Origin of the sequence: Vibrio profundi, assembly GCF_005281835.1 — a bacterium.
Taxonomy (GTDB): Bacteria; Pseudomonadota; Gammaproteobacteria; order Enterobacterales; family Vibrionaceae; genus Vibrio; species Vibrio profundi.
Window position 1 is genome coordinate 1 of sequence record NZ_RZIS01000003.1, and the last position, 14,457, is coordinate 14,457.

At 44.4% G+C, this 14,457-nt stretch carries 12 protein-coding genes, 1 tRNA gene and 1 rRNA gene; 8 read left to right on the plus strand and 6 right to left on the minus strand.

The window, feature by feature from the left end; all coding sequences use genetic code 11:
- Positions 1–81 (plus strand): 5S ribosomal RNA (gene rrf, locus ELZ11_RS24085); the annotation flags it as partial.
- A gap of 71 nt (positions 82–152) precedes the next feature.
- Positions 153–243 (plus strand) — tRNA-Ser (locus tag ELZ11_RS08850).
- A 742-nt stretch (positions 244–985) separates the two neighbouring features.
- Here ELZ11_RS08850 and katG read toward each other — a convergent pair.
- Together katG and ELZ11_RS08860 are read right to left on the minus strand one after the other, a co-directional pair.
- Positions 986–3,178: a catalase/peroxidase HPI gene (gene katG, locus ELZ11_RS08855; RefSeq protein ID WP_137357047.1), complete on the minus strand. Its 2,193-nt coding sequence runs from the start codon at positions 3,176–3,178 to the stop codon at positions 986–988.
- 317 nt (positions 3,179–3,495) lie between these two features.
- Positions 3,496–4,269, minus strand: coding sequence for a substrate-binding periplasmic protein (locus ELZ11_RS08860; protein WP_137357048.1), 774 nt, complete (start codon positions 4,267–4,269; stop codon positions 3,496–3,498).
- Between the two features lie 278 nt (positions 4,270–4,547).
- On the opposite strand from ELZ11_RS08860, the gene ELZ11_RS08865 reads away from it, so the two are divergent.
- Entirely contained in the window at positions 4,548–4,967 is a 420-nt protein-coding gene (locus tag ELZ11_RS08865; protein ID WP_137357049.1) for a VOC family protein, read from the plus strand.
- Between the two features lie 131 nt (positions 4,968–5,098).
- On the opposite strand, the gene ELZ11_RS08870 is transcribed toward ELZ11_RS08865, so the two are convergent.
- Positions 5,099–6,439: an aminotransferase-like domain-containing protein gene (locus tag ELZ11_RS08870; RefSeq protein ID WP_137357050.1), complete on the minus strand. Its 1,341-nt coding sequence runs from the start codon at positions 6,437–6,439 to the stop codon at positions 5,099–5,101.
- A gap of 159 nt (positions 6,440–6,598) precedes the next feature.
- On the opposite strand from ELZ11_RS08870, the gene ELZ11_RS08875 reads away from it, so the two are divergent.
- Complete coding sequence (locus ELZ11_RS08875; RefSeq protein ID WP_137357051.1) at positions 6,599–7,468, plus strand: NAD(P)-dependent oxidoreductase; 870 nt, start codon at positions 6,599–6,601, stop codon at positions 7,466–7,468.
- A 273-nt stretch (positions 7,469–7,741) separates the two neighbouring features.
- Positions 7,742–8,857 (plus strand): hypothetical protein, encoded by a 1,116-nt coding sequence (locus tag ELZ11_RS08880; RefSeq protein WP_137357052.1) that lies wholly within the window; start codon positions 7,742–7,744, stop codon positions 8,855–8,857.
- Positions 8,858–8,947: 90 nt separating this feature from the next.
- On the opposite strand, the gene ELZ11_RS08885 is transcribed toward ELZ11_RS08880, so the two are convergent.
- On the minus strand, positions 8,948–9,919 hold the full coding sequence (locus ELZ11_RS08885; protein ID WP_137357053.1) for a Gfo/Idh/MocA family protein: 972 nt from the start codon (positions 9,917–9,919) through the stop codon (positions 8,948–8,950).
- A 381-nt stretch (positions 9,920–10,300) separates the two neighbouring features.
- On the opposite strand from ELZ11_RS08885, the gene ELZ11_RS08890 reads away from it, so the two are divergent.
- A complete protein-coding gene (locus tag ELZ11_RS08890) occupies positions 10,301–12,070 on the plus strand; it encodes an ABC-F family ATP-binding cassette domain-containing protein (protein WP_137357054.1) in 1,770 nt (589 codons plus the stop codon).
- Between the two features lie 66 nt (positions 12,071–12,136).
- Here ELZ11_RS08890 and ELZ11_RS08895 read toward each other — a convergent pair whose 3' ends face one another.
- The gene (locus ELZ11_RS08895; protein ID WP_137357055.1) at positions 12,137–12,469 is read right to left on the minus strand and encodes a c-type cytochrome; all 333 of its coding nucleotides are present in this window, start codon (positions 12,467–12,469) and stop codon (positions 12,137–12,139) included.
- 138 nt (positions 12,470–12,607) lie between these two features.
- On the opposite strand from ELZ11_RS08895, the gene ELZ11_RS08900 reads away from it, so the two are divergent.
- Complete coding sequence (locus ELZ11_RS08900) at positions 12,608–13,084, plus strand: GNAT family N-acetyltransferase (RefSeq protein ID WP_137357056.1); 477 nt, start codon at positions 12,608–12,610, stop codon at positions 13,082–13,084.
- Positions 13,085–13,088: 4 nt separating this feature from the next.
- Positions 13,089–13,616: a L,D-transpeptidase family protein gene (locus ELZ11_RS08905; protein WP_137357057.1), complete on the plus strand. Its 528-nt coding sequence runs from the start codon at positions 13,089–13,091 to the stop codon at positions 13,614–13,616.
- Positions 13,617–13,631: 15 nt separating this feature from the next.
- Here the strand turns inward: ELZ11_RS08905 and ELZ11_RS08910 are convergent, their stop codons facing one another.
- A complete protein-coding gene (locus ELZ11_RS08910; RefSeq protein WP_137357058.1) occupies positions 13,632–14,369 on the minus strand; it encodes a sulfite exporter TauE/SafE family protein in 738 nt (245 codons plus the stop codon).
- Positions 14,370–14,457 lie beyond the last annotated feature (88 nt).

Here is a 14,457-nt window from a genome sequence, read left to right on the forward strand (position 1 = left end):
CATGCCGAACTCAGAAGTGAAACACAATAGCGCCGATGGTAGTGTGGGGCTTCCCCATGTGAGAGTAGGACATCGCCAGGCTTTAAATATCGCTACTTGCTGAAAGCAACTAGCAACATCATTAGTGTACGAATCTATTGATGACAATTTGTGGAGGGATGGCTGAGTGGTCGAAAGCACCGGTCTTGAAAACCGGCAAGGGTTAATAGCTCTTCTAGGGTTCAAATCCCTATCCCTCCGCCACATTAAAAAGCCCGCTGATTTCTCAGCGGGCTTTTTTACGTCTGTAAGAAAGTAAATAAGTAGTTGGCTTCCCCTATTTCATTTAGATTAGTTAGAGCCTCAAGAACCGAATAGTCTGAAGTTATTGTCAATAATGATATTCTTCTGAAAATCTTTATATCATTTACCGAGCCCATAAGTTCTATGCGGCGCAGTTTGACTCATCCGTTTTGTATATAGAGTTCTGAGTTCAATTAGGGGATGTGACTTACCTGCCCAAAAGGTATTTCGGATACTAGTTTAAAAGCTTGGTTTAGTAGGAGTGAAAATGCGAGATGAGCTAATGGCATTCGATTGCTGTGTCGTTCGCCTTTGACTAAGTCTTACCGAGTCATTTCATACTTACTTCCTAAACATAGATCCAATAGTTGTTTCTAGGTGAAATGCACTTTGACGAGGTGACAAGGAGGCTAGCTTTAGAAATGAAAGCTCGAGATGATCTAATGGCATTCGACTGGTGTGTCGTTCGTTTTTGACTACGTCTTAGCGAGTCATTTCATACTCACTTTCTAAACATATATCCAATAGTTGTTTCTAGGTGAAATGCACTTTGACGAGGTGACAAGTAGACTAGCTATAGGTGCTTAGTACTTTTAACTAGCTGCATATCAGAAATCGAAAATGAGTTAGAAAGCCGTGTTTCTAATGTAATAAAGGGTGGCACTCGGCCACCCTTTAAATGAAGTTATGTGTTTATTGAGTGTTATTTAAGGTCGAAGCGATCTGCATTCATGACCTTAGTCCACGCTGCAATAAAGTCATTTACGAACTTCTCTTTTGCATCGTCACAGGCGTACAGCTCAGCTAGCGCTCTTAGTTGAGAGTTAGAACCAAACACTAAATCCACTCGTGTTGCAGTCCATTTTTTCTCTCCGGTCGCACGGTCTGTCCCTAGGTAAGCACTATTGTTTGGGCAAATTGGTTTCCACTCTGTGGCCATATCTACTAAGTTGATGAAGAAGTCGTTACTTAGGACTCCTACTTTGTCGGTTAACACACCATGAGCAGTATTGTCATGATTCGCGCCAAGTACGCGTAGCCCACCAATTAGTACTGTCATTTCCGGAGCTGTTAAGCCGAGTAATTGTGCTTTATCAAGTAGCATCTCTTCGGCTGGCATAGAGAAAAGTGTCTTAGCAAAATTACGGAAACCATCAGCTTCGGGTTCGAGTACCGCGAACGATTCTTCGTCTGTTTGCTCTGCTGTTGCGTCAACACGTCCACTTAAGAATGGGACATCAACGTCAAAACCACCGTCTTTCGCGGCTTTTTCAATAGCCACGTTACCAGCCAGTACAATTAAGTCGGCAATAGATATGCCACGCTCATTCGAATTAAAGCTACCTTGAATTCTTTCTAAAACCGCAAGTACTTTGCCTAACTGTTCAGGCTGGTTTGCTTCCCAATCTCTTTGAGGCGATAAACGGATACGAGCACCGTTTGCGCCGCCACGATAATCTGAACCGCGGTAAGTTGAAGCGCTAGACCAAGCCGTAAATACTAGTTCCGAAACACTCAATTCCGAGTCTAGTATTGCTTGTTTTAACTCAGTAATGTCGCTGTCAGAAAGCGCAGCGTAGGCTGTTTGTGGCAATGGATCTTGCCAGATCAAATCTTCTTGAGGTGACTCTTCGCCTATATAGCGGCTCTTTGGTCCCATATCACGGTGTGTTAACTTAAACCAAGCTCGCGCAAAGGCATCAGCGAATTGCTCTGGGTTTTCATGGAAGCGCTTAGAGATAGGGCCATAGATCGGATCCATACGCATTGCCATGTCCGCTGTCGTCATAATGGTTTTAACCTTCTGTGAGGCATCATGAGCTTTCGGCGCCAAGTGGTCTTCATCTACACCAATCGCTTGCCATTGCCATGCCCCTGCCGGGCTTTTCACTAGATCCCAGTCATAGCCAAACAACATATCGAAATATCCGTTGTCCCACTGGATTGGATTAGGTGTCCATGCGCCTTCAATACCGGAGGTCGTGGTGTCGTCCCCTTTACCTGTTCCAAAACTATTTTTCCAGCCGAAGCCCATTTCTTCGAGAGGAGCAGCTTCGGGCTCTGGCCCCATTTCTTCTTCTGAACCTGCGCCGTGTGTTTTGCCGAATGTGTGCCCACCTGCTACAAGTGCTACGGTTTCTTCATCGTTCATGCCCATACGAGCAAAGGTGTCTCGAATATCTCGACCTGAAGCCAGTATGCTTGGGTCTCCATTTGGGCCTTCAGGGTTGACGTATATTAAGCCCATTTGTACCGCTGCTAGTGGCTTTTCAAGCTCTCGCTCGCCAGAGTATCGCTCATCGCCGAGCCATTCACTTTCCGCGCCCCAGTAGATGTCTTCTTCTGGCTCCCAAATATCAGCACGGCCACCTGCGAAACCAAAGGTTGGTAGACCCATGGATTCAATGGCGACGTTACCTGCGAGGATAAATAGATCTGCCCAAGAAAGGCTATTGCCATATTTCTGTTTTACCGGCCACAGTAAGCGACGAGCTTTGTCTAGGTTGCCATTATCAGGCCAACTGTTAAGTGGAGCGAAGCGTTGGTTACCAGTGTTACCGCCCCCACGACCATCGGAAGTTCGATATGTCCCAGCAGCGTGCCATGCCATGCGGATCATGAATGGTCCGTAGTGGCCATAATCTGCAGGCCACCAATCTTGAGAGTCGGTCATGAGTGCTTCAAGATCGGCTTTTACTGCTTTTAGGTTTAGGGCTTTAAACGCTTCAGCGTAGTTAAAGTCTTCCCCGAGTGGGTTGGATTTTTTATCGTTTTGATGAAGAATTTTGAGGTTTAATTGGTTTGGCCACCAATCAACGCTCTTAGTTGCTTTTCCGCCTAGGGTTGTGTTCCCACCATGTATTACTGGGCATTTACCGCCTTGTTCACCGTGCATATGTATTTCCTCAGTGTAATTAAAATGGTTTTTGAGAAAGTAACCACCACTAACTAAGTCTTTGTAATATCGTTTAAATCTTTGCATTAGTGTGGTTTTTGGCTTTAGTTAAGAATGGCACTAAGCCATCAGAAATGCAGATTCTTTGTCCCTATTTATTTGATAGGTAGAACCGATGACTGTAGGGGATTATAGAATCACGGGGCAGTACTATCTGAGCTGCTAGGTGTAAATGGACTTCCGAGAGTGCACGACAGTTAAAATAAGGCGTAGGTGACGCGCTTTTCATTTGTTTTTAGTTCAATTCTCTACTTCACTTAATAACGGTATGAACCATCGAGATACTGATCGATGATTGCCTGGAGGCTACCATCTTGTGTTGTTTCGTTGATGATCGCGTTGATCTGAGGGATCAAATACTGGCATGGCGAGTGACGGGAAAGGGCAAAATAGACATTGGTTGTCGATATTGGGTGGTCTAAGGCGACGATTTTGTCTTGTAGACCATATCGATTGAGGTAGCTAGTACCGTCAATAAAGTCATGAACAAAGTAGTCTGCACGCCCGGTTAGCAGCATTCTTCCTTTCTGTTCTTTAGTTTCAACTGAGATTAATTTTAGATTGTTCTCAGCACTGAAATTATCAAATTCATCACCAAAACTTCCCCCTAACGGAATGACTCCGGTTAAGTCTTTTAAGTCTTCCAATTTGTTAAAGGGAAATTCGTTTCCTTTGGCTACAAACACCCTAGCTTGATTGACGTAGTAGGGCGCTGTAAAACGATACAGGCGCTCTCGTTCATGAGTCAGGTAAATCGCTGAGACCATATCAAGCGTTCCTTCTTCTACTTTATGCAGTAACCGTTTCCAGGGTGTTTCAGTGTCGATAATGATCGGTAGCGCTAAACGTTCACCGATTAGCTGGATGAGGTCGTGAGCAATACCTGATGGCAGGTTAGTTTGAGGGTCTACGTAGGTAACTGGATACCAGCCGTTAGTACTCCCCACTTTTATTTGTTGGCAGTGTTTTCCAAACGCGTAGGAGCAAATGAACATTGATAGCAACAATGTGAGTGGGCGGGCTAGTTTCACCAGAACCTCCGATTTAATTGAGTGGTGCTGTAGCGCGTTAGTTTAATCCTAGTCGATTAAGCAAAGTCGGGCTGATAATACGGGTTCTATATAGCGGATCTGCGAAATGATTTGAAAGGGAATGGTCTACGTATCGGCCTGAAACTGGCTCATACATATCGGGTGTGCCTAAACACTACTCCAGTTTTATCAATTATTTGAAATTAGCACTTTACCTCAACTTAACTTGAGGTATTAGCATGACCATGTTGAATTAATTTAAAGCTAAGGAGAGAGCTATGATCCAACTTGAACATGTAAATTTAGTCGTAAGAGACATTCCTGAAATGTTGAGCTTCTATAAGGCCGCTTTTCCACATTGGTCAGTTCGCGATGAAGGGCAAGGAGAGTGGTATGGTAAACCACGTAACTGGCTCCATTTTGGCGACGAATATCACTACATCGCTTTGAGTGATCACGGGGAAGGAAATAATCGGGATCTGTCTGGACATCAGATTGGGTTAGCTCATTTCGCCTATGTCACGCACAATATTGAGGCGGTCATTGATAGGCTCACTCAAGCAGGTTTTGAGATAGCCAAACCAGGCGCTAAAGAACCGTATCGTAAGAACGTTTACTTCGTTGACCCTGCGGGGTTTGAAGTAGAGTTTGTAGAGTACCTCAGTGACGACCCGAAACTACGTAATCGTTCAAGCTAATCACAGGCAATTGGGCAACGATATATGGCGGAATCGTTGCTGTGTAGGGAGAGTAGGTGAAGTATAAAAGTGGCTTCACCTTAATCCCGAGAATATCTTGTTCGGCAGTCATTGCTACTAATTAGTAGACACTAAAAAGGTAGGAGTGCGCCACTCTCTGAGTTAACAAGGTCTTTCAGTATTCCTAGGCCTTCTTGCAATCTCGTTTCCGTACTTATCGACATTAACGATAAGCGGATATGATGGGTTTCATTGCCTTCTACATCGAAGTAATTCCCGCTACTGACGAGCACCCCCTTATTTTTTGCTTCTAACGTAAGTTGATCTGATTTCCAGCTTTTCGTTAGTGGGAGCCAAATATGGTATCCCGTTGCACGGCACTGAATTGAAGGCATAACCTTTCTTGCCAATTCTTGACGTTCGAATGCGCTTTTTCGTTGGGCCTCTGCTATTTGAAAGGCTTCACCAGATTCAATTAATTGGGTCGCCGCTAGGTAATTGATTGGAGAAGACAGCCAAATATTGGCGCGAATATGGGCATTTAACATAGGAAGTTGACTATCTGGCGCTTTGATGTAGCCGCAACGCATCGCAGGGCTGATCGCTTTTGAAAGCGATGAGATATGGAACGCTTTCTCGGGAATAAAATTGCTAATGGCCGGAATGGCCGTCTCATCTAAAAAGCAGTAAATATCGTCTTCTAACAGCCAAGTTGAGTGTTTTTCGATGACTTTAGCGATACTTTGTCGGCGAGTTTCAGGCATCGTTATCCCTGTCGGATTTTGGTGTGAAGGCACAACGACCATTAACTTAGGTTTGTTAGCGCGAATGACTTTATCTAATTCGCTAGGGATCACGCCATGTTCATCCATTTCCACACCGACCACGTTACGGCCTGAAAGCCTCGCAACGGCCAGAATACCTGGATAGGTTAATGCTTCGACTGCAATTGTGTCACCGGGTTTGGTTAACAGGTTAATCAAAACTGAAAGCGCATGTTGAGCGCCATCAACTAGTACCGTGTTGCTGGTAGTTCCGCCTTTTAAACCAAAGTGCTGTGCCCACTTTACGCCTGCTTTTCGATGCGCTTCATGGCCAGAGTGTTCGGCGTACCCGATAAGGTCTGCACTAAGTTTATCCGCTGCCACTTGATAGGCGTTTTTTAGTGGGCCTACGTTTTTGTGAAGGCATGGCTGGAGGATTGAAAAGTTGTAATGCTCTTCTTCTTCTGGAGCTTGAATGGCAAGGTTCAGATCAGACTTTCCGCAAACGAACGTTCCACGGCCAACAAATGACTCTAACTTCCCCTCGTCTGCTAGCAACTTATAAGCTTTGGAAACGGTAGCGGGTGTTGTGTCTAATTCAGCTGCAAGTACTCGATGAGTAGGTAGCTTCGAACTTGGTGGATATTCACCTAACTCAATTCTTTCACGTATGACTTGCGCTATCTTGCTGAATTTAATGTCACTCACACTACTTCTCCTACCCTAAATCACGTTTGAGTATAAGCCATGACTTATTTCAATGCATTGGTCTGTATCTAATTAGTTCAATATTTTTAATTGACATATGTCAATGCGATCGATTAAGTTAACTCAAAGTGAAGTTTGAAAATATCGTGAGGGTTGAGCATGAAAAAGAAAAACGTAGCATTTATTGGGTTGGGAGTGATGGGCTACCCGATGGCAGGGCATTTGTCTAACGCTGGTTTTGACACCAAAGTTTACAATCGCACAGAAAGTAAAGCCGAAGCATGGGCGGCACAATTTTCTGGAGAGTATCGAGTAACACCGAAGCTGGCAGCCGAAGGTTCAGAGGTGGTAGCAATTTGTGTTGGCAACGATGATGACGTAAGAAGTGTGGTTTACGGCGATGATGGCGTGCTGATGGGTATGACATCTGGGTCTGTTTTGATTGATCACACCACCACATCAGCTGAATTAGCGGAAGAATTAGCGAGCGCATGTAAAGACCTTGGAATCCACTTCATTGATGCACCAGTGTCAGGTGGACAAGCGGGCGCAGAAAACGGAGCTTTAACCATTATGTGTGGCGGTGACGAGCAGGTGTTTGACTCTGTATCTGACGTGCTGAATAGCTATGCTAAACAGTCAACCTTACTAGGTGGGCACGGACAAGGTCAGCGCTGCAAAATGGTTAACCAAATTTGTATTTCAGGTGTCTTGAAAGGCTTAAGCGAAGCGCTACTGCTTGCTGAAAAATCGAATCTTGATGTTGAGCAGGTGGTTAATGTACTTAAACACGGTGCAGCAGGCTCTTGGCAGATGGAGAACCGTGCAGTGACCATGTCTGAAGATAAATTCGATTTTGGCTTCGCGATTGATTGGATGCGTAAAGATTTAGGGATTTGTTTAAGTGAAGCGGCTAAACATGGCTTGTCGCTGCCATTAACGCAAGAAGTGGACAGTCAATATGAAGCCTTACAAGCGAAAGGTTTAGGCAGAATGGACACATCGGTTCTTATCAAAGCTTATAAATAAGCCATTTGCTTTAAAACTTGATGAAGTCGGAGCTCGATAGCCGTGCTCGACCTTTTAAGCCTGCTTCAGTGAGCGCAGGCTTTGTTCTTTTTGTATGCTCTTTGCTTACTCGCTTCTTAGGCTCCCTTTCGTGGAAACATCTCTCAAACCTAAGTTATTTTATAGACTTATCAATCAAAATAGATGTAATTGTTAAATCTATAAACTAATATCGTTTACAAACGGTAAGGAATCAGCAATCAAAAATATGCTGAGTTTAGATGGAGTGACGACATGCCGACCACGGATGATATACAGATAACGAAAGAACAAGTTAGGAAAAACAAAGCGAAGGTTTTAGCGAAGATCAATCAGCAAGGCATTATGTCGCAAGGCTTCCGCTTGGTGAACGTAGAAGATTACAACCAAAGGTTGCAGGCACTAAAGCACAAAGTTGAAAACTTCGATTACCTCAACGATGCCAATAAGCAGCAAGATCAAACCATACTCGAAATCATGACTCAGAAAGAGCGTATTCATAATTACTTGGATGAGTCGGCAAGTAATAAGTTAGCTTCGGGTGATTTGGATTTTAATTCTCGTAACCAAGTGGCTAATGCGAGCTTAAAGAAGAAGCAGCTTTTTTTAATGTTCATGGAAACGATAGAAGCTCAGGAAGCACTGAAAGAATACGCGGTGCGTGTCGCTTCTGTGTGTAATGGTACTGTTAAACAGCCACCTGGCGCGTATTTCGGCGTAAAGGACTTCCACGGTGCACTAGACAAAATTACCAATCGTAAGCGCCACTACGATATCGGTGATTTGAAAGATGCAGCGCGTATGACCATAGTGTTTGAAAGCATGGAAGACATGGTTGCCGCGAAGTCGATGATTGCGTTGACTGAAGAGTTTGCCAAATTACAGCATCACCAAACGGCGATGAAAGACAGGTATGGCACCAGTAAGGGTGACAATGCCAAATTCAACTGTGGGGCGACGGAAGCCGGTTACAAAGATATTAAGTTCTTTTTGAAAATGGCGAATGGCCACATTGGTGAACTGCAATTGAACACCAAGAACATGATGGTTGCGAAGAAAAATGGGCACATTATCTACGATATTCTTCGTGATGGCGGTGCATTGAATAAGCCATTTACGATCACAAACTCAGAAGTGTTGGCTAAGGTAAGCCGTAATATGAGTGAGAAGTGGTTTAGCTTCATTAGTGCGAGAGTACCCAAAGCAAAAGCCGATATAGCGGAAGTGATGAAGCTCGTGGATCGTTTGAAAAGCAATATGGCTAACGGCAACAACAGCCTAGTTGTCAGCCTAAAAGAGATTAAGACCTTGTCGAGAATCAGCTTGTGTATTTACGAGCAGGGCGATAATGGTCGAGCGTTATTAGACTAGCGGTTATCTCGTATCAAAAAAGGCAGAGGTTACTCTGCCTTTTTAGTCTTAGCGCTACTCCATTTCTGGCTGCTTAACTCGCAGCTAAACTTACTCGTCGGCTGGGAATGTCACACCAACCTGTTTTCGCATTTCGGTAGTGATCTCTGATGTAATCAGAGCGCGCTCATCTCGGCTCAGATCTTGAGCATGGATCTTTTTCGCGAAGGCTTCTGCTTCGTAATACATAGAGTTTTCAACTTGAGGCACGGTGAGCTCTTCGGTTGTTCCATCTCGGTATTGAATGGTCACTTTGGTACATTCTGCTATGTGATCAATGATGATCGATCCTTCCTCACCTTGAATCTCACTTGGCGCATAAGAATCCGTGACCTTGGAGTGCGCAAGCGTTACGGTGAAGTCTGGGTAAGTGAACAAAGCATCCCCATGGCCATCGACACCTGACTCTAACAAAATCCCCGATGCTTGAACCTTGCTCGGTTTGCCAAATAGAGCGATGGCGGCAGACACACAATAAAAACCAATGTCCATCATCGAGCCGTTTGAAAACTGAGGGTTGAAAGTATTTGGGTTTTCACCGTTTAGATATTTTTGGTATCGAGATGAATACTGGCAGTAACTTAAATGCGCTTTATGTACGCGCCCAATCTTACTTAAACCAAGTTGAACTTGTTTGAAGTTAGGTAGGAATTCTGATTTATAAGCCTCAAATAGTACCACTTTGCTCTCTTCAGCAGCTTTCACAACTTGTCTTGCTTGCTCAATGTTTGAAGCGACGGGTTTTTCACAAATAACATGCTTGCCATGGCTCATCATGAGTATGGCTTGCTGAGCATGCAGTGAATTAGGAGAAGCAATATATACCGCGTCGACGTCATCTGACTGGGCCAAAGATGACAAGTCATCGAATAAGTGGGGGGCAGAGAATTCTTCAGCGAAAGCCTTCGCACTGTCGAGTGAGCGTGAATACACAGCCGATAGTGTGAATTGCTGAGTTTCTATCGCGGCTTGTACGAATTTTTGTGTAATCCAGTTGGTTCCAATAACAGCAAGTCTAATCATGAAAAAGTATTACCTTGGTCAAATGTTATGACGTATCTCTTGTAGTGAACAATTTAATCTTGCGACCAATATCATTCGCTATTTATTATAAATTCATCGAATCACTAAGAGTACTCCAATTTCGGGAGCCACTCACCAGAGAATAAGGAGGATTTGATATGTTTGTGTGCCGTTTTTTTAACGTGCGTCATTTTGCTATAGAGACTCGCTCAAGAGATTGCGATATCGCGCTGCGATAATCCGAGCTTGAGCGAAACTTAGAAAGCATACATCCCTAGCGGGATAATTTCTGCGAAAAGAGTTCTCTTCACTCGAGCTCTAGGATTGTTGTCAGCATCAGCTAGACAAGGGCCTTTTATGCCCGCAATTCTTGAGTTAATTATGAGTACTTTATTATCTGCACAATCTATTTCTATCGACCTTACTTCGGGCACTTTGTTTGAAGGGATTTCGTTTACCTTACAGAAAGGAAACCGAGTTGGCCTAATTGGGCATAATGGTTGTGGAAAGAGCACCTTACTAAAAGTTTTAAGCCAACAAATCAGTGACCATACTGGTCAAATATCCCAAGCCAACCATTGCGTGATTGCTCACATAGAGCAGCATTTACCAACACATTTAGCGTCGGTCAGTTTGCTAGATGCGTTGAGTGATCAGCTCCCTTCGGCGAGTAAGCTAGAGGAACAGTGGCGAGCGGAAGCGCTATTGGTTGAGATGGGCTTTAGTGAACACCAATGGAATCACGAGGCTGGGCAGCTTAGTGGTGGACAACATATGCGTTTACTACTGGCGCGAGCACTGATTAAACAGCCCGACTTATTGCTTTTGGATGAACCCAGTAACCACTTAGATCTGCCTACCTTGTTATGGTTAGAGAACTTTCTGCTGAATTGGAAAGGCAGTTTTGTGTTGGTGTCACATGATCAAAGGTTGTTGGATAAAGTGACCAACACCACTTGGGTCATGCGAGACAAGACGTTGTATCACTTCGATCTTGCTTGTTCTGAAGCCCGACAAGCGTTATCAGAAAAAGATAAGACCGATGAACAAAGGCGCAACGTCGAACAGAAAGAAATCGACCGTATTGCGAAAAGTGCCAAGCGTTTAGCGGAATGGGGCAAAGTCTACGACAATGAAGATCTTGCTCGAAAGGCTAAACACATGGAGAAGCGTAAAGAGCGTTTGCAGGAGAATCAAACCCAATTAGGGGAAGGTTCTCCATGGCGTTTAACGTTAAGCGGTGAAACCTTACCTGCGAATCGTTTGATGGACTTGCGAGATGTTGCTGTTACTCCTGCACTTGATGCACCAAGGTTGTTTCAGCTGGTGGATAAACAAATCAAAAGCGGCGAGCGTATCGCCATTTTGGGACAGAATGGCTGCGGTAAGTCTTCGTTATTACGTTTACTGTTTGCACGCTATCAGTTTAACCAGTCGCAAGAAAGTTCAGCCCTAGATACAGACTTTGTGTTTCATGCTCAATGCCGATTGGGTTATTACGATCAAAGCCTTGAGCAGTTACATGATCACGACTCTTTGTTAGAAGCGTTACGCCCATTCGCTCCGCTGACGGACGAAACCAGAAAAATGGCATTAATTAGCGCTGGTTTTGCTTATCAGCGACACTCGCAACCTGTTGTTGAGTTAAGTGGTGGCGAAAGGGCTAGGTTGTTGTTCATAGGGCTTAGCTTAGCTAAATACCACCTGTTGTTTCTTGATGAACCGACGAACCATCTAGACATGGAAGGTAAGCAGGAGCTGTTCGACACACTTAATCAGTTCCAAGGTGGCTTGATGGTCGTGAGTCATGATCGCGAGCTAATCGAAACATGCTGTAATCGATATTGGTTGATCGTGGACGGTGTATTTGAAGAGCATACCGATCTTGAACAAGTGTACCGTTTGTTGGGCAATAGCGGGTCGACGGCCAAAGAGCTTGGAGGCAATACGTCGGGTTCTGAACAGTCGGCAACGGCTGCGGGAGAAAGTGTTCCGCTATTTGATGAAGAAACGTTGCTTGAAAGCCTTTTTGAATTAGAACAACTGCTTGAAGATGATATGAACCGAAAGGCGAAGCATCAAAAGCCAGCACTTCAAGAAGAATGGAAAGCAAAAATTCGTCAAATCAACGAACAACTTGCGTTGGAGTAATCCTGATTTGAGTTAGGTGTAAATTTAAGAGAAGGCGACCATTATGGAAGCCTTCTCTTTTTTGTTCTATTTATTAATTTCTAAGACGTAGGCGAAGATATCTTGCACATCGCTTTCATTGAGGATACTGCCCCATGCTGGCATGCCTTCGTTGCCATTTAGCACTGTGTCAGTGAGTTCGCTCTCTGATTCCCAAAAAGAGGTAAGGCCGTCATAGATGTTCGATGGTTGCTCTGGGAGAGATTTTCCCGCAATGCCGTCGCCATGCCCTAAATCTCCGTGGCAAGAAACACATAGGGTTTTGAATTGGGTTTCACCGTTACTTAAGTTCGCGGCGTGTAGGCCTGTAGATGCGAAAAAAGTGCTACCGATAATGAGTGCAGTCAATAGTGGTTTCATGTCATATCCCTTCAAAAATTCTATGGGTAGAGAATGACATGCTCTATGTGAATAATTCGTGAATGATGTATTTACTGTATAGCAGATATTCTTATGGTTCTTTGCTATGGTTCGAGTATTGCTCAAGGGAATTTATTTATGCATATTCGTACTGCTCAGGTCAAAGACATTCAATCTATTCTCCGTTTAGCCAATCAAATTAATCAGCAGCACTTTCAAGGCGCGCCGAGCGTTTTCTCGGATCCTAATGAGTCTCAAAAGGGTAATGAAGAGTACTGGTTGGGGCTCATGCTAGAGCCTACTGGGGTATTTTTTGTCGCGGAAAACGATCACAACATTATTGGGTTTGTGGTGGCTCGAATCACCCAAAATCTTGATGTGAGTTTTATTCAAGGTCACAAAGTGTGTCGCGTCAATACCATTGTCGTGGACGATCAAATTCAATCTTCTGGCATCGGGAAGTCGCTTATGGCGAAAGTTACTCAGTGGGCCAAAGCCCAAGAGGCAGTAGAAATGCGTCTTGAAGTGATGGAGTTTAATGAGCAAGCCCTTGGCTTCTATGAAAAACTAGGGATGCATACTCAATCCCGAATTATGGCTATGCCAATCGAGTAGCGTTATGCGGATTTTTCACCTTGTGACGTTATCGGTGTTGGCGGCTAGCTCAAGTTTGTACGCCTCTGAATCCGATTCTAAGTTAGAAAACAGCGTAGTCCCTCAGCTGAAAGTCTCTTTAGTGAAAGTCGATAAATCGAAGCGAAGGATGTACTTGATGGATGGCACTACAGTGTTGAAAGAGTATCGAATTGCACTTGGTAAAGAGCCTAAAGGGCACAAATTACATGAAGGGGACAATCGTACCCCAGAGGGGCATTACCGCTTAGATTACGTGACTGAGGAATCGAGCTTTTATCGTTCGGTGCATATTAGCTATCCACATTTGCAAGATATTATTCGAGCGGGAGAGTTCAGGTTATCTCTGGGCGGAGATATCAAAATACACGGTTTAAAAAATGGTGAGTCGAAGTCCCCACAATTTATTCAAAGCTTCGACTGGACCAATGGTTGCATTGCACTAACTAACCAAGAAATGGATGAGTTTATAGAGCTGGTCGAGATGGGGACGCCAATCCATATCGAATGGTAGCGCCCTTTCATTTTGTTAAAGCAGAACACGGCCTGCACTGATGGCCGCGATCACGACTAGCAGTAAAATCGTTACTGGCTTAAATTTATCGCCACCAAAATGTTCAAATAGCTTGGTGCCAATGGACCCGCCTAACATGCTGGCAGGTAGAAGCGCAGCAGCTAGAATAACGATCTGTCCATTTACTAATCCACCAACACTTGCCGCAAGAAACGCGCTAAAGTCTGCCAATACAAAGAAAGCGATCAAGCAGGCGCGCGCAATATGTGGTGCGATTTGGCTCGCTAAAGCATGAGCCCCAACTGGTGGCCCAGACATAGAAGCCGCGCCGTTCATCAGCCCTGCAAGGCTTCCTAATAAGTAGGGAGCAAGCCTTGGTTCTCCCTGATACTGAAAACCTCGTTGGATGAGTAACGCCGACGCAAATATGAAGGCACTGATGATTAAGATAATCGTGTCTTGGTCGACGCTTTTGAGCAGCAGCAAGCCAATCGGGGTGAAGATTAAGCAAGGTATAAACACCTGACCAACCCATTTCCATTTCACGTAGTGGCGTACTTTAGGCAGTAGCTGCACATTGCCAAGTAAATCGATGAGCATAAATACGGGCACAATTTCGATGACAGGCATGAACAGCGCACTGAGTGGTAAAGCGACCAGTGTAAAGCCGAAACCAGAGAATCCACGTACGATTGCTGCGAATACAAAAATGGCGAATAGAATAGGGAAAGTGGTACTGAAGATAAGATCCATACGCTTAACTCAAAACTCAGAAATATTAGGCGCGAATGTACTCCTAATATTTCTGAATCGCTATAGATAATGCATTGAGTTTCTTAAA

Bases quoted from the DNA above. Each gene is read 5' to 3' on its own strand.
- ELZ11_RS08865 (WP_137357049.1), top strand. From the start codon at position 4,548: ATGATCCAACTTGAACATGTAAATTTAGTCGTAAGAGACATTCCTGAA.
- ELZ11_RS08875 (WP_137357051.1), top strand. From the start codon at position 6,599: ATGAAAAAGAAAAACGTAGCATTTATTGGGTTGGGAGTGATGGGCTAC.
- ELZ11_RS08900 (WP_137357056.1), top strand. From the start codon at position 12,608: ATGCATATTCGTACTGCTCAGGTCAAAGACATTCAATCTATTCTCCGT.
- ELZ11_RS08905 (WP_137357057.1), top strand. From the start codon at position 13,089: ATGCGGATTTTTCACCTTGTGACGTTATCGGTGTTGGCGGCTAGCTCA.
- ELZ11_RS08895 (WP_137357055.1), bottom strand. From the start codon at position 12,469: ATGAAACCACTATTGACTGCACTCATTATCGGTAGCACTTTTTTCGCA.
- ELZ11_RS08885 (WP_137357053.1), bottom strand. From the start codon at position 9,919: ATGATTAGACTTGCTGTTATTGGAACCAACTGGATTACACAAAAATTC.
- ELZ11_RS08890 (WP_137357054.1), top strand. From the start codon at position 10,301: ATGAGTACTTTATTATCTGCACAATCTATTTCTATCGACCTTACTTCG.
- katG (WP_137357047.1), bottom strand. From the start codon at position 3,178: ATGCACGGTGAACAAGGCGGTAAATGCCCAGTAATACATGGTGGGAAC.
- ELZ11_RS08880 (WP_137357052.1), top strand. From the start codon at position 7,742: ATGCCGACCACGGATGATATACAGATAACGAAAGAACAAGTTAGGAAA.
- ELZ11_RS08910 (WP_137357058.1), bottom strand. From the start codon at position 14,369: ATGGATCTTATCTTCAGTACCACTTTCCCTATTCTATTCGCCATTTTT.